At 40.2% G+C, this 18,190-nt stretch carries 21 protein-coding genes; 7 read left to right on the forward strand and 14 right to left on the reverse strand.

All coding sequences use genetic code 11. The annotated features are described in order from the left end of the window. Positions 1 to 167: 167 nt before the first annotated feature. From sspO to JJ692_RS12320, 4 genes are all read left to right on the forward strand, one after another. Positions 168 to 314, forward strand: a complete 147-nt coding sequence (sspO, locus tag JJ692_RS12305; RefSeq protein WP_034283440.1) for a small acid-soluble spore protein SspO — start codon at positions 168 to 170, stop codon at positions 312 to 314. A gap of 16 nt (positions 315 to 330) precedes the next feature. Beyond that, positions 331 to 477, forward strand: coding sequence for a small acid-soluble spore protein P (locus JJ692_RS12310; RefSeq protein ID WP_003211331.1), 147 nt, complete (start codon positions 331 to 333; stop codon positions 475 to 477). A gap of 102 nt (positions 478 to 579) precedes the next feature. Further along, a complete protein-coding gene (locus tag JJ692_RS12315; protein ID WP_024425138.1) occupies positions 580 to 981 on the forward strand; it encodes an Hsp20/alpha crystallin family protein in 402 nt (133 codons plus the stop codon). 262 nt (positions 982 to 1,243) lie between these two features. Continuing rightward, on the forward strand, positions 1,244 to 1,672 hold the full coding sequence (locus tag JJ692_RS12320; RefSeq protein WP_206533827.1) for a DUF2621 domain-containing protein: 429 nt from the start codon (positions 1,244 to 1,246) through the stop codon (positions 1,670 to 1,672). 21 nt (positions 1,673 to 1,693) lie between these two features. On the opposite strand, the gene JJ692_RS12325 is transcribed toward JJ692_RS12320, so the two are convergent. Beyond that, a complete protein-coding gene (locus JJ692_RS12325) occupies positions 1,694 to 2,176 on the reverse strand; it encodes a CcdC family protein (protein WP_024425136.1) in 483 nt (160 codons plus the stop codon). A gap of 94 nt (positions 2,177 to 2,270) precedes the next feature. Beyond that, positions 2,271 to 2,978 carry a cytochrome c biogenesis CcdA family protein gene (locus JJ692_RS12330; RefSeq protein ID WP_024425135.1) on the reverse strand — a complete coding sequence of 236 codons (708 nt, stop codon included), beginning with the start codon at positions 2,976 to 2,978 and terminating at the stop codon, positions 2,271 to 2,273. Between the two features lie 210 nt (positions 2,979 to 3,188). On the opposite strand from JJ692_RS12330, the gene JJ692_RS12335 reads away from it, so the two are divergent. Continuing rightward, positions 3,189 to 3,362 (forward strand): aspartyl-phosphate phosphatase Spo0E family protein, encoded by a 174-nt coding sequence (locus JJ692_RS12335; RefSeq protein WP_369810454.1) that lies wholly within the window; start codon positions 3,189 to 3,191, stop codon positions 3,360 to 3,362. Positions 3,363 to 3,623: 261 nt separating this feature from the next. Here the strand turns inward: JJ692_RS12335 and JJ692_RS12340 are convergent, their stop codons facing one another. The 6 genes from JJ692_RS12340 to yneA form a co-directional block, all read right to left on the reverse strand. Beyond that, the gene (locus tag JJ692_RS12340; protein WP_003212379.1) at positions 3,624 to 3,842 is read right to left on the reverse strand and encodes a YneF family protein; all 219 of its coding nucleotides are present in this window, start codon (positions 3,840 to 3,842) and stop codon (positions 3,624 to 3,626) included. Between the two features lie 84 nt (positions 3,843 to 3,926). Next, positions 3,927 to 4,373 carry a sporulation inhibitor of replication protein SirA gene (gene sirA, locus JJ692_RS12345; protein ID WP_024425134.1) on the reverse strand — a complete coding sequence of 149 codons (447 nt, stop codon included), beginning with the start codon at positions 4,371 to 4,373 and terminating at the stop codon, positions 3,927 to 3,929. A 198-nt stretch (positions 4,374 to 4,571) separates the two neighbouring features. Next, a complete protein-coding gene (tkt, locus tag JJ692_RS12350) occupies positions 4,572 to 6,575 on the reverse strand; it encodes a transketolase (RefSeq protein WP_024425133.1) in 2,004 nt (667 codons plus the stop codon). 189 nt (positions 6,576 to 6,764) lie between these two features. After that, complete coding sequence (locus JJ692_RS12355) at positions 6,765 to 6,995, reverse strand: DUF896 domain-containing protein (protein WP_206533828.1); 231 nt, start codon at positions 6,993 to 6,995, stop codon at positions 6,765 to 6,767. 69 nt (positions 6,996 to 7,064) lie between these two features. After that, positions 7,065 to 7,712, reverse strand: a complete 648-nt coding sequence (locus JJ692_RS12360; RefSeq protein ID WP_206533829.1) for a YneB family resolvase-like protein — start codon at positions 7,710 to 7,712, stop codon at positions 7,065 to 7,067. Positions 7,713 to 7,729: 17 nt separating this feature from the next. Beyond that, on the reverse strand, positions 7,730 to 8,041 hold the full coding sequence (gene yneA / locus JJ692_RS12365) for a cell division suppressor protein YneA (RefSeq protein WP_024425130.1): 312 nt from the start codon (positions 8,039 to 8,041) through the stop codon (positions 7,730 to 7,732). A 158-nt stretch (positions 8,042 to 8,199) separates the two neighbouring features. Between yneA and lexA the strand changes: the two genes are divergently transcribed. Next, positions 8,200 to 8,820, forward strand: a complete 621-nt coding sequence (lexA, locus tag JJ692_RS12370; protein WP_024425129.1) for a transcriptional repressor LexA — start codon at positions 8,200 to 8,202, stop codon at positions 8,818 to 8,820. A gap of 44 nt (positions 8,821 to 8,864) precedes the next feature. Here the strand turns inward: lexA and JJ692_RS12375 are convergent, their stop codons facing one another. Beyond that, entirely contained in the window at positions 8,865 to 9,314 is a 450-nt protein-coding gene (locus tag JJ692_RS12375; RefSeq protein ID WP_073205718.1) for a hypothetical protein, read from the reverse strand. A gap of 294 nt (positions 9,315 to 9,608) precedes the next feature. Between JJ692_RS12375 and JJ692_RS12380 the strand changes: the two genes are divergently transcribed. Beyond that, on the forward strand, positions 9,609 to 10,151 hold the full coding sequence (locus JJ692_RS12380) for an IseA DL-endopeptidase inhibitor family protein (RefSeq protein WP_041109224.1): 543 nt from the start codon (positions 9,609 to 9,611) through the stop codon (positions 10,149 to 10,151). Positions 10,152 to 10,184: 33 nt separating this feature from the next. Here the strand turns inward: JJ692_RS12380 and JJ692_RS12385 are convergent, their stop codons facing one another. The 5 genes from JJ692_RS12385 to JJ692_RS12405 form a co-directional block, all read right to left on the reverse strand. Continuing rightward, positions 10,185 to 11,033, reverse strand: coding sequence for an STAS domain-containing protein (locus JJ692_RS12385; protein ID WP_103132493.1), 849 nt, complete (start codon positions 11,031 to 11,033; stop codon positions 10,185 to 10,187). 145 nt (positions 11,034 to 11,178) lie between these two features. Continuing rightward, on the reverse strand, positions 11,179 to 11,559 hold the full coding sequence (locus JJ692_RS12390; RefSeq protein WP_044335941.1) for a NucA/NucB deoxyribonuclease domain-containing protein: 381 nt from the start codon (positions 11,557 to 11,559) through the stop codon (positions 11,179 to 11,181). Between the two features lie 225 nt (positions 11,560 to 11,784). Beyond that, positions 11,785 to 13,791 carry a glycosyltransferase family 39 protein gene (locus tag JJ692_RS12395; RefSeq protein ID WP_103132511.1) on the reverse strand — a complete coding sequence of 669 codons (2,007 nt, stop codon included), beginning with the start codon at positions 13,789 to 13,791 and terminating at the stop codon, positions 11,785 to 11,787. A 146-nt stretch (positions 13,792 to 13,937) separates the two neighbouring features. Continuing rightward, a complete protein-coding gene (locus JJ692_RS12400; protein WP_103132495.1) occupies positions 13,938 to 14,846 on the reverse strand; it encodes a trypsin-like serine peptidase in 909 nt (302 codons plus the stop codon). A gap of 193 nt (positions 14,847 to 15,039) precedes the next feature. Then, positions 15,040 to 18,183 (reverse strand): bifunctional cytochrome P450/NADPH--P450 reductase, encoded by a 3,144-nt coding sequence (locus JJ692_RS12405; RefSeq protein WP_103132496.1) that lies wholly within the window; start codon positions 18,181 to 18,183, stop codon positions 15,040 to 15,042. Positions 18,184 to 18,190: the final 7 nt, after the last annotated feature.

The following is an 18,190-nucleotide window of genomic DNA, read 5'->3' on the forward strand; positions in this document are numbered from 1 at the left end:
GTCGTATTTCACCACAATTTTCTCACAATTTCATCTTAAAACAAATTCATACATAAGTAAATAACAATGCTTTTATTAAATTCAATAAGTTTAACTTATCATTAGGAAATGATTACTCTTCATAAACGAAGCGGGGCGGGCTCATACTACAAATGAGGTGATAGAACATGACAAAACGCAAAGCTAATCATGTCATTAATGGCATGAACGCAGCCAAAAGCCAGGGTAATGGCGCAGGCTATACGGAAGATGATCAGCTCGTTTTAACAGAAGAACAAAGGCAAAACAATAAAAAACGTAAAAAGAATCAATAAGAAGGAGCCAAACATCATGACGAATAAAAACACAGGGAAAGACATCCGTCAAAACTCTCCTAAGGAACATCAAGGCGGTCAGCCTGAGCCGTTATCAGGCAGTAAAAAAGTGAAAAACCGCAACCATACAAGACAAAAGCACAATTCTCATCATGATATGTAATGATCCCCCTCTCATCCCGTGACCACACGGGATGTTTTAGGTCTTTCACACATTTCCATTTTCATCATATGATTTATTATGAGATGTGATGGAGGAGTGTTTATGGAGAATGAAAAGCAATCGAATTCCTCTGATTTTATTGAAATAGATGATTGGCTTAATGTTTTAATGGATGATCCATTTGCCTGGTATGATGAACACCTCCCAATTGATCTTTATGAAACAAGCCGTGATTATATTATCGAAATTGATGTCTCCACCTTATCGATCACTGATGTAAAGCTGACCTTCGCTGGACATGAGCTGACGTTGACTTACACAGTACAACATCCAAATGGTGAAGGCGAACAGCCAATTGAAAAAAGCGTGATGCTCCCTTTTTATTTAAACGACAAAGACATTGAAACAGATTATGAAAACCGAATCATATCGATAAAAATTAAAAAATGTTCCGACCATCCAAACGGTGCATTTTCCTTTCAAATCCCGCACTTCAAACATTAAGAGCCCACCTTTATATAGGTGGGCTCTCTTCCCGTTCGTTTCAAGTCAATACCTTTTGCGAACCACCATGGCCAAATAGTAGAGTCGCTATATGATAAAGTATTCTTTTTCTACTAATTGGTTTGGGTCATTCTAGTAAATGGGCGGCTATCAATGAAAAAGGGCGTTTATAGAGAAAATAGATATACATTTTTGTTATTTTCTTCTATCCTCTCTTCATGTAATATAAAATAGAGAGATAAGGGGTATAAGGAGTGAGAACATGTTAAGCGGCTGGTTTTTGTGGTTCATTTTATTTTGGGGTACAGTGATGATCGGATTACTCGCAATCGGTGGCTTTTTTATGTTTCGTAAATTTTTAAAACGATTGCCAAAGGAAGATGGGAAATCAGAGCTTGATTGGCAGGATGAATATATTCAAAAGAGCCTTCACCTATGGCGGGATGAGGACAAACAGCTGTTAAATGAACTCGTATTACCTGTTCCAGAGCTGTTTAGAGATGTTGCCAAAGAAAAAATTGCGGGTAAAATTGGTGAGCTGGCATTAAAAGAACAGGCTGCCAGTATTAATGTAGACTTAATCATTCGCGGCTACATTATGGCTACACCAAAGCGGGATCATAAATTTTTATTGAAGCGCCTTCAAGAAAAAAACATTGATCACTCGCCATATGAATCGTTATTAAAATAACCTCCTTTATTAAAAGGAGGTTTAATTCATTTGAATTTGCTGCGGATCTAATTGTTTAGACAGCTTTCTAAACGACAAATACATAGCAACCCGCCAAGGTACGATCATGCCAAAGGCAAGAATCCAAAACATCCCGCTTAATGAGCCATAATCAATAGAAGAACTTAGGATGGTCTTCATTCCGATACGAAGGACAAGAAGTCCAATGAGAATAAACACAAATGCTTTTGACCGCTTTAAGTAAATGTCATTGCCTCTAATTTCAAACTTCGATGTTTTAATTAAAAATATAGAGAAAAACATCCCCACTGTGATCGCTTCTAGAAATTCAGCTCCAGTTACCCGAAACATAGGAACAAAAAACATCAATGCGCCAGTGCTCATGAATATAGGAGGTAAAATAATTTTTTTCGCAGTTGCAGGTTTTGCAGATGACTTAATGCGAATAAACATGACGGCCACCGCCATACATACCGCAATTATAGAAGAGATCAAGATCATCATATCAAATCATTCCTTTATTCTTTAAGGTCAGCCTATGTATAATATACTCCAATTGACGAAAAAAAACCATTCGCCGCGACTGTAGAAAACGATTTCAAAAGCCTGTAAAGCCGCCAAACAATGATGAGAACATGATGATAATCCATGTGAGAAGATCAAAGAACAGCAAAATCCCTACCACAATCATAATGATTCCGCCAATTCGCATGATGAGCTGCTGACGTTTTCTGATCCACGCCATTTTCGTAATGAAAAAGGAGAGAATAAAAAACGGGACGGCAAAGCCCAATATATACGCAATCATATACATGACAGCCGACTCAGGATTGTTACTCGCCAGTGTGATGACAGCGGATAAAATAGGTCCTGTACAAGGTGTCCATCCAGCGGCAAAGCCCATTCCGATGAGAATGGATCCAAAAAAACCAGCAGGACGGTTTTTGAACTGGATTCTCTTTTCGCCCATAAGGAAAGAGGGCTTGAATACACCAAGAGTCATAAAACCAAAGAAAATAATGAGGATGGCTCCAATTTGACGAATCGCTTGATGATAATCATTGAAAAACTTCCCGACAAACGATGTCCCAAAGCCAATCGCAATAAATATAATAGAGAACCCAACTAAAAAGAATAAAGTATGAAGCAGACTTCTTCTTCTCAGCATCACCTTCTCGGATTTCACTTCATCTATACTAACGCCCGTAATATACGATAAAAAAGCTGGATAAAGCGGCAGACAGCACGGTGAAATAAAAGAAAGAAATCCTGCTCCAAATGCTAAAAAGTAATTCAAATCTGTCAAAAGAACACCCCCCCTTCTTACAATATACAATAAGAGATGACAAAATCATTTCATTTTTTTTACATCACCTCAATAAAGATGGTCTATTCTCTTAAAACCTTATATAATTTAATTTGACATCAAGATAATGAATCCTTTAAATTTGAAAATAAACCTTAAAATGGATATAATAGAATCGATTCTTTTTATCAAGATTTGCATGAAAGGAACATGACTTTGGTAAAAACATCATTATTAACTCAAATCGAAGAAAAAAGAGAAGAGCTGATGAAAGTTGTCTTGCATAATGGGATGACATCAACAGTGACCATCGAACATAGCCAGCAGCTAGATCATCTCCTCTTACAATATCAACGACACTTACACTCAAACTCAGCCAACTAATCATACTTCATGATATCAAACATGCCGCACCATTTTTAGAACAGTTGATATGTGTGACCATAAACGAAACAAAAACCTCTGACATAGGGGTTTTTTGTTTTTCACATGCTCTTGACGCCATAATAAAAACCACCTTCCCTGCTTCATTCATGCAAGTACAGTGGTTTTAAGCGTCTGATGAAGGTGAATTGAATAAAGAAAGGACAACGCTTGTCCATTCTTTAAAACCATGTTCCATCTATGATCATAATATCGTACGTATTATTTCGCTTGGTTGTTCATGGCTTTCATCATTTGATTGATTTTCTTCTGGGACGGTTTCATGCCCATTTGCATCATCATCATTCGAAGCATTTGTTCATTAATCGGTGGATTCTTTTTCAAATAGCTCATCATATACTTACGAGCAATAAAGAATCCGAGTGCAACTCCTGCAAGCAGTGCAACAACGCCTACAAGGATGACAACCCATAAATCCATAATTCTTCCTCCTTCATGTTGTCTCGTATAAAGTGTACTAAACAAAAGGCTATTATACAACATTTCACGTTCAATTTTATTTTTTTAAACAAAATTCCTCACTTTTACTGGATTGAGCCATCCGTGTTTCTTTGAACTAAAGTCCATCGCAAGAAAACAAGGGCTGATTTTTCTCAGCACTTCAAAAAACACCGCTTCTGCCTCATAACTGCCAGTGGCAGACATTTGAATATACCGGTCTTTAATAATAAATGCTGCAGTTCCTTTTCCATCTGGTAAGGAAGCGCTGTAAATCGAGCCTATTTGTGTATAGTGAATGTTCGTTAAGTTATTCATTAGACGCTGGTGCATATGAAAAGCAGGGATTCGTTTCGTCACATAATCCACTTGCTTCACAAGCATAACCAACTCATCGTCAGTGCGGTTCGTCCAGTGTAATGATTCAAACAAATGAAACAAAATCGATTCTCTGCCAAAATAGTGATGCGCAAATTCATCCTCAATCCAATAAATATAATAATGGCGTTCCATGTCTATCCCTTCCTTTCACATTTCGTCAATCTCATTTATTGCTTGTATTATACAAAAATGTGAAAGAAAGAATTGTCTATATATGAAGCAAGAAGAAACTAGTTTTGTCAAAAAAACAAGAAAAAAGAAAAAAGTTTGCAGAGCGGATGAAAATGCTCTGCAAACAGATAGCAAAAAAGCATGATGCTTGGAGTTCGTTTATTTATTCAGCTTCGCTTTCACACGGCTGACTACATTGCTGACAGTAAATCCGTATTTCTCGATAATGGTTTCTCCTGGTGCAGAAGCGCCAAATTTATCAATTGCAATCACGTCACCATCAAGGCCAGTGTAACGCTCCCAGCCAAGTGAAGCACCCATTTCAATCGCAATACGTGCACGTACTGCTTTAGGAAGAACAGATTCTTTGTATTCGTCTGACTGCTGATCGAAGCGATCCCATGCAGGAAGGCTGACAACAGATGCGCGGATACCTTCTTTTTCAAGTGCTTTTTGTGCTTCAATGGCTAAACCAACCTCAGATCCTGAAGCGAGAAGAAGTGCTTCTGGCTGTGCATCAGCTGCTTCAACCACAACGTATCCACCTTTTTCTACTCCCTCATATGCCTTCTCTGGTGCCTGGTCAATCGTTGGAAGGTTTTGACGAGTAAGAACTAGTGCTGTCGGTTTATCAGTTGAAGATACAGCTAGTTTCCACGCTGCAGCTGTTTCATTTCCATCTGCTGGGCGGATAACGGAAAGGTTAGGCATCGCACGCAGTGAAGCAAGCTGTTCAACCGGTTCATGCGTCGGACCATCTTCACCAACAGCGATACTATCATGAGTAAAGACGTAAGTGACTGGAAGTCCCATTAAGGCAGCAAGACGAATTGCTGGTCTTAAGTAATCTGAGAAAACAAAGAACGTTCCGCCGAATACACGAAGACCGCCGTGAAGTGCCATACCATTGAGCGCTGCACCCATTGCAAACTCTCTGACACCGAACCAAATGTTTTTGCCGGCATAATTATTTTTACCGAAATCATCCGTGTTTTTAATCGTTGTTTTATTTGATCCAGCAAGGTCAGCAGACCCACCAATAAAGAAAGGTACTTGCTTCGCAATGCCATTTAACACTTCGCCTGAAGATGCGCGGGAGGCAAGGCTTGAACCTGCTTCATAAACAGGAACCTCTTGATCCCAATTTTCAGGAAGCTTTCCTTCAATCGCAAGCTTCAGCTGTGCTGCCAGCTCTGGATATTCTTTTTCGTATTGCGCAAACAGTTCATTCCACGCTGCTTCTTTTTTCTGTCCAGCGTCTTTGACAGCTTCTTTAAAATGATCGTACACTTCAGAAGGTACATGGAAATCTTCTTCAAACGTCCAAGAGTAAGCTTCCTTCGTCAGCTTTGCTTCCTCGCTGCCAAGCGGTGCACCATGCACACCAGACGTTCCCGCACGGTTTGGCGATCCGAAACCGATCGTTGTTTTCACTTCGATTAATGTAGGTCTGTCTGTGCTTTGCTTCGCCTTTTCAATAGCAGCTGTTACTTCTTCGATGTTGTTGCCGTCTTTCACGTACAGAACTTCCCAGTTCATCGCTTCAAAACGATTCTTCACATTTTCAGAGAAGGAACGATCTAAGTCGCCATCTAAAGAAATGTCATTTGAATCGTAAAGAACGATTAAGCGGCCTAAGCCTAAATGACCAGCAAGTGAAGCTGCTTCAGAGGAAATTCCCTCCATTAAGTCTCCATCTCCGCAAATGCTGTATGTATAGTGGTCTACAACATGAAAGTTGTCTTTGTTATACGTTTCCGCAAGATGTCTTTCTGCAAGTGCCATTCCTACTGCCATAGCAATTCCCTGGCCTAGTGGACCCGTTGTCGCGTCTACGCCTTCTGTGTGTCCAAATTCAGGATGTCCAGGTGTTTTGCTTCCCCATTGGCGGAATTGCTTTAAATCGTCAATGCTCAGATTGTATCCGCTTAAATGAAGCATGCTGTATAGAAGCATAGAACCATGGCCCGCAGATAAAACAAAGCGGTCTCTGTTAAACCAATTTGGATTTTGCGGACTTACGTTTAAGTGATTCGTCCATAAAGCGTACGCCATTGGTGCAGCCCCCATCGGCATTCCTGGGTGACCGGAATTCGCTTTTTCAATTGCGTCTATGGAGAGAGTACGTATTGTTGCAATAGATTTCAATTCAATCGTTTCCATATAAATCCCCTTCCGTATCTTGTGTACACCATTATCATAAATCTACTGTCCTTTTTTCACAACTATTTCACGCTGAAAAAGAAGGATTTTGTCACATTTAGTTTATCGATCACCTAAAAAGTTATGCAAATATGAAAAAAGACGAGAATATTCTTCCCATCTTTTCAAAATTCAAGAAATCTCACAGCCTTAATGAAGGTTCTGATCTTTTTCTCTTTTTAATTTTTCTGGTGTAACATCGTTTCCTTCAGGGTCAACGATTTTAACAGTTTTAAGTGTATTTTTCATAGAAGAACGAAAAGCTTTCAAATACTCTTCTCTCAACTGCTTTTGTTCTGTTTTTTCAGCGTCTGATAAACCGGCCTCTTTCGACTTTTTTGAAAGCTCATTTATTCTTGCAAGCTGTTCTTTAGAAATCATGACAAACTCCTTTAAAGCATTTTCTCTACATACTACTAAATATCAATCATTTTGACAACAAATCACGCTTTAGGTGGTAAAGCTTTTTTCATATTCCTGATACCTTCTATGCACCGTTGCTTTTGAAATGTCAAAACCTAATGCCTGAAGAGTTGCGGCAATTTCGGCGAACGTCATGTTGTTTTTTCTTAATCGAACAATTTCTGAAATCGGTACTTCAATACGCTCACGGCCAGGTGCATGGTCCTGCTGCCTTAAATTCAGTTCAGGCTGATATCCGCGCTCAACAGCCCTTTTCATCCCCCGCTTGATTTTCAGGTTATGAATTTTCCGTTGGTACTCTTCGACGACTCCTACAATCTCGATGACCATTTCATCTGCTTCTGAAAGCTCAAGCTCTCCTCTATGAAACACGCTGTATACCTTTACGTTCTCTTTAAATAGACAATGAAGAAGCGCAATTTTTGCTTGTCCTCTTCCAAGACGTGTTTCATCTTGGATAAGAACGGCATCGATTGACTCTTCCTTCAGTGCAGCAAGCATTTCAAACACACCATCACGATCTAGATCGTATCCACTTGCTTTTTCTGTGATGACTTTGACCACATTCATCTTGTGCATGGCAGCTAAAGCCAGCAGTTCTTCTTCTTGTCTTTTCAGCGAGGTTTCCTGCTCTTCTTTCACAGTGCTTACTCTCGCATAAATGATTGCGTTCATGTCTAAAATCGACCTTTCTACTGTACTGTTGCAAGTTGATATACGACTGGATGCTCTTTTTTGACGGGTATGACAAGAATGTCGCCAGGCTGGATTTCAGTTGAAGCAAGATCATTGTGTTCTGTTACCCAGTCAATAAATGCATTTTTGTCGATTGATTTGCTGTCATTTACTTGATCAGCTAACCCCCAAAGAGTATCACCTGATTGAACCTCTATTTTAACATACTGATTTGAATCATTATGGCTTGTGACTGCAATAAGTGAGAGAAATATGCCAACGATGAATGAGAATACCCCAATAAAAATAATAGATTCTTTTAACCTCATAATGTCATCTCTCCTAATAGAATATGTGTTCGCTCTTTCTGTCTCTCATTATAAATACGAACAAATGTTTCTGTCAAACGTTTTTTCGAACCTATGTTTGTACTGTTAGGAAAAACATGCTATAATTTCTTTAAAATTGACGTTTTGAGGTGCAAAAGATGACGAAGCTATCAAAAAGACAACTCGATATCCTGAAATTCATCAAAGATGAAGTAAAAAGCAAGGGTTATCCCCCATCCGTCCGTGAAATTGGAGAAGCTGTCGGTCTAGCATCCAGTTCAACGGTCCATGGACATTTAGCTAGACTAGAAACAAAGGGCTTAATTAGAAGAGACCCGACAAAACCTAGAGCGATCGAAGTACTAGATGAAGAGGAAATGAATATTCCGAAGAGTGCTGTAATGAACGTTCCAGTCATCGGAAAAGTAACGGCAGGCCTTCCTATCACAGCTGTTGAGAATGTAGAAGAATACTTCCCTCTTCCAGAGACATTTGCTGCACCAGACGAACAAGTGTTTATGCTTGAAATTATGGGAGAAAGTATGATTGATGCAGGTATTTTGGACAAGGACTATGTCATTGTGCGTCAGCAAAGCACTGCTAACAATGGAGATATTGTGGTCGCCATGACAGAGGAAGATGAAGCGACAGTGAAACGTTTTTATAAAGAAGATACACACTTTAGATTACAGCCAGAAAATCCATCAATGGAACCGATTATTTTACAGAATGTGAGTATACTAGGTAAAGTGATTGGCGTATTTCGAAATATTCATTAAAAAAAGCCGGTATTCATCAGCTGCTGATGAGAACCGGCTTTTTCTTATGCACAAGAATAGGCAAGAATACTTGAGCTTGGGAAGGAACCAAATGTAAAGTTCGGCCATATAAAGCCAGTTGTTCGGCCAAAAGGCTGTGAGGAAAGAACGAACATTAAAAATACTTGGCCGTTTCTCAAAAGCACAATTGTCCATCTTCTATTACATCCTGCTGCAAATTGTACAGTTTGATGGCCTCCGCCTACACCTTGCCCAGATATAAACGACTGCATACTTTGAGGATGAGAGAGTGCTTGCTGATACTGCGAAATGATATGCTGCGGCGGTGCTGGCGGTGCTGAGTGTCCGCCTGAACCTTGCCCTGGTAAAGTACCTCCTCCTCCGATTGGAAACCCAGGAAACCCTCCACCCGAAGGAATACCAATAGATGGAAATCCTTGCATCTGCCTATCATATGAGTACCCATTCCACACACCTTCATACGGATGATACATAATAAACACCACTTTCCTTAGACATTCATCACGACAGTATATGTCATAAATAAAAAAGAGTGTTAAATGTCTAAATAGAAATTTTTCCAAAAGACGTTTCGTTCTTCTTTAGAACGGTTAAATAATGATTAAGAAGAAAAATAAAAAAATGAAAACTTTTTGTCTCCCTCAAACGTTATATAATTAGAAACAAAAGAAATAAAAAACATTTAGATTTAATACTTGTAATATCTCTGTAATTATTGTAACATTTGTAACATAAGAAGTTTTCATTGAGAAAAGGAGGCAATCGCCTTGAAAAAATTATTTGTTTTATTAACTGCTATTATGCTTATGATCTCATTACAAACAACAACATTGGCCGCTTCCAAGAAATCAGCCGCTTTGACAAATAAAGAAGCGTTACATATTGCCCTTGATGCAAGAGAACATTTTTGGAGTGCAATGTCAGGCTACAAAATTAAAGACCATTCTAATGTCAAATTAAAATCATTTACCTATAAAGATATGACGTACAACTATCTTTCTAAAACATTTGATACAAAGAAAAAATTAAACAGCTACCTATCTCAAGTTTTCACTCAAGATGCCATCAAACATGGTTTAAAAGATTATCAGTTCATTGTTCATAAAGGCAAAATGGCTGTTCCAGTCGGTGATGGAGACAACATGCTCAATTGGGAAAAAGCCACACCTAAACTTGTTTCTAAAAAACAAACGGTCCGCACATATGAATTTACCGTCCCAACACTTGATGGACGCAAAGTAAAACGAACTGTTACGTACGAAAAAGTACAAAAAAATTGGAAAGTCACACAAATTGACGCTGTCATCTAAATATAAAAACCAGGCCTTTCATCGGCCTGGTTTTTATATTGAAGAAAATTCAGTCATACGGTCCAGCGCGTGAGCAAGTGATGATGCCGTGCGAAATTCATTAAAAGGAAGCCCGAGCTGCACTGCTGTTTGGGCAATTTCTGGTCTAATCCCTGAAATGGTCGTCTCTACTCCAATTAACCGAAGTGACGTGACAAGATCAAAGATTTGATGAGCCACCATTGTATCAATCATGACAACACCCGATAAATCAATACATAAATGCTGAACACTTTTTTGTGAGCACTGTTTTAGCGTATTTTCTAAAATAATCTTTGCTCTCGCTGTGTCAATGTCACCTACTAATGGCAATAACGCAATCTGGCTTTTTAAGACAATTACCGGTGAGCTCAATTCATAAATCATATCTCTCTGAGCCACGAGTTTTTCGGTTGTATTTTTCACATATTGCTGGATAAACACATGGATTGAAATATTAAACGCTTCGGAAATTAAATCATACCAATAAAAGATGCGGTCAATATCAATTTCATCTTGACGCTGTTTGATAAATTCTTTTAAGTAATGCAGAACCACTCTTTGATTGGACATGTATTCTCTCACGACATAATCTAATGGTGTATTTAAATGCTTTGGGTCGCTGGCTAAGTCCTCAGACCATTTTTTAAATTCAGTATGTAAATACGTCTTATCTTCAATAATAGCTCGTATAAAATGCTGGTAATAATCTTGATTCTGCCGTTTTAGCTCTGCTATGATGCTGGAATCTGTTGAACGATATATGGATTCTGGATCATCGTCCTCAATTGATTCATACCATGTTTCAGTCAGCTTCTCTGCATGCTGCATAAAAAAATCGTATAATGCACGGTTCTTATCCATAAGCAAATGTCCCTTCACATTTTCTTCTTGTCAGTCTTTGTACCTTATAGATTGATTGTACCACTGAATCTTTTGACCCTGCTAGCTCGAATAGGCTCTGATGATAAACAAAAGAGCCCCCCGCTCTAGGGAGACTCTTTCCGATTTATTTCACAATGAATAATATTCTTTTCCCATCAGGAAACCCGCTGATTTGATGCCCGACCCATGAGCCTGCTCCCCTATTATCAGATGGACTGACATATTGTACGCTTGCGCCTTTTCCTCCCTCAAGACAAACTGCCATTGGCCATTCATCCCGGTCAAAGCCAGGTTTTGTCGGAATTCCTTTTAATGATTCTTGCCTGCGGGCATCTGCTCCATTTCGGTCAATGGTACACACATCTGAATGCCCTTTTCGAATGGCTTCTTGAATATGACTGCCTGTTTCAGGGTACCTTTCCTTTGGAAATTGAACGACATGATCATATCGATCAGCCCCTTTTGCTGCCTGCTTCTCTCCAAATCCACCTAACAACGTGCCCATCCATATCACAAAACATAAGGCGACAGCAGCGATCCAGCCTTTTCTCATCTTCAAAAGCTCGTGCCCTCCACAAATTTCTTATGAAATAAAGTTGACTTGAAGGAAATGAGTCATTTTTAATGTATGAGCGGCTGAGTGATGACATGAGAAAACATGAGCTGAAATCTGCCTAGCAACTAATCCATCAGAAAAAGCGAATGATCTCTTCAATTCGCCTTGTTCTATTTAGGATATTTCATCTACTCTATATAATGTTTCATTTTGTGAAGACATGCTTTTCATTTCGGACGGCTTCCCCTCTTCAACTGATGAGGATTGATCCTTATATTCTTCTGATGAGATCACTGTACCATGTGATTTGATCCAGCTAACCAATTCGCTGTTAGCTGATGACTGATTGTCTGGTAATAAAAAGTATTTCACTTTCCCTTGTTGAATAAGTGTTTTTAATTTGTTGACAGTCAGAATAGGATCTGTCCCATTAAAACCGCCTAAGGCCATGACATTCTCATCTTCATCAATGATATATGGCGCTGCGGTAACAGTCGTAAGTGTCGCAAATAAATACGTTTCTCCTGTTTGATGAGCCTTTAAATAAGTGAGTAACCCTTGATCGACACTAGATGTAAACATGTTCCCTCCTGATGAACTAGAGAGCTGGACACCTGCCTCTGGAAGTACAGCATTTCCTCCATATATTATTGGGGTGGCGGACCAGAAACCTGGAATCAGTAATAGCGTTGTCAAAGCAGTGATGAGTAGCCGTTTCATAATCAAATGTTTTTCTCTGTACATAAGCAATAGGATGGCGATAATCATCCCTGCAATAGCAATGGCATACATCCAAATACTACTGATTTGACTCGTATAGTTACTCAAAATATACCCTTGGAAGATAGCTGTAACAGCGATTGCTGCTGGAAGCAAATACGCAGATACTCCTTTGTTTACCGTAAATAACTCTCCCATCTTCTTAGCTCCTATGCCGCATAGTGCTGCAATGGGCGCGGCAAGCATAATGAGATAGTAATGGTGAAAGAAACCCGCAATACTAAAGAATCCGGCAGCAGGAATCAGCCATGCTGCCCAAAACATCGTTTGTTTCCATTCATTTAATTGCGTTTTTCTCTCCTTCCACCAGCTGATGATCATCCCTAAAAGCCCAAACAAAGCAAACGGCAGCATCCAGCTGATTTGACCTGACAATGCAGATTGAAATAAACGAAATACGCCGGGATTCCCAGTGCCATACATATTCATGCTTTGTTGACCTACAGCCCTTCCAGGCGGGGAACCTCCACCTGGACCATGCTGAGGTGGCGTCACTTGATTTTGGGATGGAGGCGGCTGATTTCTATTTGACTGATCCTCTGACGAATCGCCTAATCCCGAATTGTCTGGCATCACCATACCTGCTTGCTGGTTCATGTCACCAAAGGATTTCCCTGTCGTCTGTCCAAGCAGCCGTTCCGTGCCGTTATAACCAAAGGCAAGTTCTAACACTGAATTTGTTTGGCTGCTTCCCACATAAGGGCGCTCACTTTCAGATGTCATATCTACAGAAACTGCCCACGATAGAGATAAGCAGACTAATACGACCAAAGAGCATAGGAGAGAGAAAATTTTCTTTTTTAACGGTACGCGAGCAGCAATAAAATAGTAGAAAATAAATGCTGGAACGACCATAAACGCTTGCAGCATCTTCATATTAAATCCTACCGCTACCAAAGCGAAGGCAATAAGAAGCCAGCGCATCTTTCCGCTTTTTACAGCAAGCATTAAGAAATGCGTACCCGCAAGTAATGTAAAGACAAGCATACTGTCTATATTGTTCGTTCTGCTCACAGCTGCGGCAATTGGCGTGAGAGCCATAACGGCCGCTGACACCCTTGCAGCACCTTGACCGAAAGCCGGTTTTATCATGAGATAAAGAAGAAGAACAGACCCCACTCCAGCAAGTGCCTGCGGCAATATCACACTCCATGTATGAAAACCAAAAATAAGTGCACTGATGGTTTGAATCCATAAAACGACGGGGGGTTTATCAATTGATACGAAGCCAGTTGCATCAAATGAGGCATAAAAAAAGTGATGGAAGCTTTTGGACATACTTTTGACTGCAGCTAAATAATATTGATTGGCACTGTCATTCTGCCAAATTTGATAGGTGTAGAGAAATGCTGCAATAAGTAAAATCAACAACAAGATCATATCTATTTTTTTATTTATCACTAATATCTCTTCTTTCTTTTTCATTTATTTCATTCAGCATAGCTTTTAAATATGAAATAGTGATGAACAAAAAAAGAAACTTTTCTGTATTTAACGATAAAAGAAGCCTGTCCCCTGTTAAGGAAACAAGCTGAATGCTCTATTTTTTATTGCGCTTTCGCATAGTTTATAAACTCAACAAAGGCAGCTGTCGCTTTTGGACCGCCATTTATCGTTCCGTTTGAATACCCAGCGTTATGAACTCCAACGATTTGCTGGTTCTGATCCAGCATGGCAGAACCTGAATTTCCGCTGAATGTATCAATCGTATAGTACGCTAGATTCGTATCTTCTCTCGTCACAGGACCCGACATCTCCCACTGTGACACCTTGCCAGTCGATCTCATTTTATCACCAGGATATCCTGAGATTTTAATGGTTGTCCCAGTCAAGTTTGTCACCTGGCGGATAGATCGGTAGCCGACCGTATTGCCAATGTTCGTATCGGTTTTAATCACGGCAAAATCATATTGGCTTGCACCAGTATTAATATACCCGTTTGGCACATAGAATTCCGTCATTTTTGCAGAACCGTTCACCGCAGTACTATCATTCATACCAGGATATACAGTCCCTTTCTCACTATAGCTTCTCGATGCTGTATTGTACACGCAGTGTCCGTTTGTCAAAATTTTGTTAGGAGCAATGAGTGTTCCCGTACAGCTTGAGCCGCCAAATGTAATATAAGCAATCGAATTGTATGGTGCCACTCTTGTATTAGCTACTTTGGTTCTACCATCGTCTCCAATGACGACTTTCGTTTGAAAATCTTTTAAATATTTTGATAGTGGTTTTACTTTTTCGCCAACAGTAGAAGAAAGATCATCCACTTTGTCAAAGGATGAGGGGGCTTTCGTATCATTGTGGAAATCACTTGAAGAAATCACTTTACCATCAGAAGTCACCATGTCATAATCAGACGTTAGTACTGAATCCGATGCGGCATGGGCAAAACTAGGCACACTTAAAGCACCAAAAACGAGAAGAGAAGGGAGTAACATTTTCACCTTTTTCATCATATTCCTCCTTTATGTCCTATATCAAAAATCATACGATTGTTTCATATTGGAGTAAATGAGAGAATATTCTTATTTTTTACAAAATATTTCATTTCCAAATTAGGTGTTTTGTATCTTCCCAACCTTCATTCTATCGATCTCTTTCTATGAGAACAGAAAAAACCGCCTAATAGGCGGTCTTTCCTCTTTTTCAGCTCCACACATCTTTTACATATCTATTGTCATTTGCGAGGGCTGTCAGCCAATTTTCAGCTGTTTCTCTCGAGCATTGTTTCTCGTTTTGATAAAGATCGATCAGTGTAGCCTCTACATCTGGAGCCATGACTTTTCCGTCTCCGCACACGTACAGATAAGCACCTTGATCAAGCAATTCGATCAGCATGCCGCCGTCTTCTTTCAACAAATGCTGGACATATACTTTTTGCTCATCGTAACGAGAATAAGCACGATGGATATGGACAATGCCGTTTTGCGCTGCAAGCTTCATTTCATCAAAATACAGATCATCTTCCTGAGGGTGACGGCAGCCAAAATATAGGTGGGCTTCGCCTAGCTGCTTCCCTTCCTTCTGCCACACTTCTCTTGCCTGAACAAATCCTCTAAATGGAGCGATTCCTGTACCTGGTCCAATCATAATCATCGGTATGTCTGATGAAGGGGGCAGCTGGAATCCGTCTTGTGCTTCATGCAGGAAGCAGGCTACTTCTTCCCCTTCTTTCAGACCACATAAATAGGTTGATGCGACTCCGGCATATTCTCCGCTGCCGCTCCATGCTTTACCTTTGACAACTGCCACTGTGATACTGACTTTTTCTTCATCTACCTTTGGCGAGCTAGAGATCGAATAATAACGCGGCTTCAAACCTGGTAAAAGCGCCAAAAAGTGTACAAATGGCAGCTCACACGCTTCATATTGATCTAATAAATCCAGCATGGTTACTCGTTTCTTTAAGATGGCTTCTTGATATGCTTCACCAGCCATTTGTTCAAGTTCTACGCGGTGAGGCGGACATACCGTATGTGCTGCAAGCTCTCTTAGCTGTGTACGTGTCGCAGGATCTTGAAGCTCAACATGCGAGGCAAGTAATTCTTTGATTGGAATCGGCTGATCTAATGGTAAATGACTTGCCTCTTTATCAGATGAGAGCTTAATGCGCTGCTCTGGATCTAGTTTAAAGCGGCGGGTCACACGCTCAACGAGTGCATCACTATTTTTCGGCACAATCCCGATATGATCCCCTTCTTTGTATGCTTTGCCAGCAGGCAATTTCAGTTCAATATGTCTTGTCTGCCGCGTGCTTGTTTCTGATTGTAATTCTTCATTTTTCAATACAACAGCTGAAAAGGCATCATATATTTTAGCTACAGGACGCTCCACTAGCTCATTCGTATAAGAAACTGATAGGTTTGGTTTTTCCTTCCCCTTTTCTTGGAAGGTGAGCTTAAATTCTTTTGCAAGCTGTTCGAAGACTGTTTTCTGGAAGATTTCTTTATCCTCATCCATATCACCGCCTGCATCACCTTCTCCTAAATCAGCTACACGTTTGGCTCCTTTTCTTTCTAGAGCTTCATCAATTAGACGGGGGATCCGCTGGTACGTACTCGCCCAATTTCGATCTCCGCATCCAAAGACAGCAAATGTCACGTTTGATAAATCCTGCTCTTCATCCTGCGCCAGCCAATCCACAAATTGCTTCGCATTGTCAGGCGGATGTCCGTTGTATGAAGCGGTCACGATGAAGACAGCACCTGTATTTGGCAATTGGCGTGTAAAGTCATCAAGCGGCGCAGTGGTCACATCAAACCCTTTTGCTTTCCCATCTTCAGCCAATTCGTTCGCTATTTGCTTCGCCGTACCAAGATTTGATCCGTATAAAACTAGCAGCGGTGTACCGTGACTCGCCACTTTTGACTCATGAGATTTGGTGCTTTTCTTAGATTCTTCTTTCGGTGGTGCCATAAAGAATTGCTGGTTCCTTGGCCGCACTTTGATTTTAAAATCGTTAGGTTTAATTGTGAGAGATTCTTTTAAATCAAGCTCATAAGATGTGTGATCAATTAACTCTAAATTGTGCAGAACCATCGCGAGAACCATCGTAGCTTCATGCAGGGCGAACTGCATACCGATACATGCACGCTGTCCATTCCCAAAAGGCTTGTAGGCATGCTGCGGGATTTTCTCAGGATGTGTAAACCGCTCTGGTTTAAATTCTTCAGCATCCTCGCCCCATACCGCTGGATCACGGTGTAATTTAGGGAGCAGAACAGAGACACTTTGATTTTTTTGAATCGGATATTTTCCCCCGATTACTGTGTCCTCTTTCGCATAAAGAGAGAACGTAGGCGCTGTTGGCCAGAGGCGGAGAGCTTCATTTAACACCATACGAGTGTAGCTTAGCTTTTGCACCTGTTTAAATGCCGGAAGCCCGCCCTGCAGTACCTCATCTGCTTCTTGGACGGCTTTCTTTAATTTCTCTGGATTCTTCAGTAAGAAATAAATCGCAAATGATAGCAGCCCGCTTGTTGTTTCGTGGCCTGCAATTAAGAAGGTGATGATTTGATAACGGATATTTTCATCGGATAAACGTTCACCTGTTTCAGGGTCCTCTGCATGCAGCATAAGAGACAGTAAATCATCGCCCGCTTTATCTTGTTTTCTTCGTTCCTGAATAATGTCATCTACTAATTGCTTCATAAAATCGACATGCTGGTCAAATTCTTTTCTTCTTTTGATCATGAGTTTATCTGCAATTGGCAATCGACTAGACTGCTCCATTGCTTCATTTAAGCCTTTCAGCATGCTGTCGATAAACGGATGCTGATTTTCTTTATAAAAGCTGTTAAAGCGAAAATCAAAACCGCAAAGGCCGATCGTATCTAAAGTCAGCTTTGTCATATCCTCAGCTACTTCAATTTCTTCATCGCGGCCTGTTCTTTGCCATTTTTGCACAAGCTGTGTGGCAATATCGAGCATCATCTCATGATAGCCCTTCATGGCCTGCTGGCTGAATGCAGGCATCAAAATTTGATGAGCCTTTCTCCAGTTCGGTTCTTCTGTCCAGCTTGTAAATAGTCCGTCCCCTGCAAATGCTCTTACTTTACTCAGACTAGTTCCAATAAATTTATCAAAACGGCTTTCGTCACATACTTCTTTGACAAGTTCATGGCTGGAAACAAAAATACTTGTTGCATTTGAAAATTCAAACTGAAAGATCGGCCCTAATTCATCTGCCAGCCGCCAAAAGGTTTGAGCAAGCTCCCCCTTTTTTATATGGGGAATATTTTTAAAAGGTCCGTATGTTTTTGGTTTTGGAATGATTGATGTTTGCTTCATATGCCCA

It is taken from the genome of Bacillus sp. 3a (assembly GCF_017161885.1).
Taxonomy (GTDB): Bacteria; Bacillota; Bacilli; order Bacillales; family Bacillaceae; genus Bacillus; species Bacillus safensis.

What these genes read in the sequence shown, in the direction of transcription:
- lexA (WP_024425129.1), top strand. Translation starts at nt 8,200, where the DNA reads ATGACGAAGCTATCAAAAAGACAACTCGATATCCTGAAATTCATCAAA.
- sirA (WP_024425134.1), bottom strand. Translation starts at nt 4,373, where the DNA reads ATGGAACGCCATTATTATATTTATTGGATTGAGGATGAATTTGCGCAT.
- JJ692_RS12400 (WP_103132495.1), bottom strand. Translation starts at nt 14,846, where the DNA reads ATGAAAAAGGTGAAAATGTTACTCCCTTCTCTTCTCGTTTTTGGTGCT.
- JJ692_RS12385 (WP_103132493.1), bottom strand. Translation starts at nt 11,033, where the DNA reads ATGGATAAGAACCGTGCATTATACGATTTTTTTATGCAGCATGCAGAG.
- sspO (WP_034283440.1), top strand. Translation starts at nt 168, where the DNA reads ATGACAAAACGCAAAGCTAATCATGTCATTAATGGCATGAACGCAGCC.
- JJ692_RS12335 (WP_369810454.1), top strand. Translation starts at nt 3,189, where the DNA reads ATGACTTTGGTAAAAACATCATTATTAACTCAAATCGAAGAAAAAAGA.
- yneA (WP_024425130.1), bottom strand. Translation starts at nt 8,041, where the DNA reads ATGAGGTTAAAAGAATCTATTATTTTTATTGGGGTATTCTCATTCATC.
- JJ692_RS12315 (WP_024425138.1), top strand. Translation starts at nt 580, where the DNA reads ATGGAGAATGAAAAGCAATCGAATTCCTCTGATTTTATTGAAATAGAT.
- JJ692_RS12405 (WP_103132496.1), bottom strand. Translation starts at nt 18,183, where the DNA reads ATGAAGCAAACATCAATCATTCCAAAACCAAAAACATACGGACCTTTT.
- JJ692_RS12390 (WP_044335941.1), bottom strand. Translation starts at nt 11,559, where the DNA reads ATGGGCACGTTGTTAGGTGGATTTGGAGAGAAGCAGGCAGCAAAAGGG.
- JJ692_RS12320 (WP_206533827.1), top strand. Translation starts at nt 1,244, where the DNA reads ATGTTAAGCGGCTGGTTTTTGTGGTTCATTTTATTTTGGGGTACAGTG.
- JJ692_RS12340 (WP_003212379.1), bottom strand. Translation starts at nt 3,842, where the DNA reads ATGGATTTATGGGTTGTCATCCTTGTAGGCGTTGTTGCACTGCTTGCA.
- JJ692_RS12325 (WP_024425136.1), bottom strand. Translation starts at nt 2,176, where the DNA reads ATGATGATCTTGATCTCTTCTATAATTGCGGTATGTATGGCGGTGGCC.
- JJ692_RS12360 (WP_206533829.1), bottom strand. Translation starts at nt 7,712, where the DNA reads ATGAACGCAATCATTTATGCGAGAGTAAGCACTGTGAAAGAAGAGCAG.
- JJ692_RS12375 (WP_073205718.1), bottom strand. Translation starts at nt 9,314, where the DNA reads ATGTATCATCCGTATGAAGGTGTGTGGAATGGGTACTCATATGATAGG.
- JJ692_RS12310 (WP_003211331.1), top strand. Translation starts at nt 331, where the DNA reads ATGACGAATAAAAACACAGGGAAAGACATCCGTCAAAACTCTCCTAAG.
- tkt (WP_024425133.1), bottom strand. Translation starts at nt 6,575, where the DNA reads ATGGAAACGATTGAATTGAAATCTATTGCAACAATACGTACTCTCTCC.
- JJ692_RS12355 (WP_206533828.1), bottom strand. Translation starts at nt 6,995, where the DNA reads ATGATTTCTAAAGAACAGCTTGCAAGAATAAATGAGCTTTCAAAAAAG.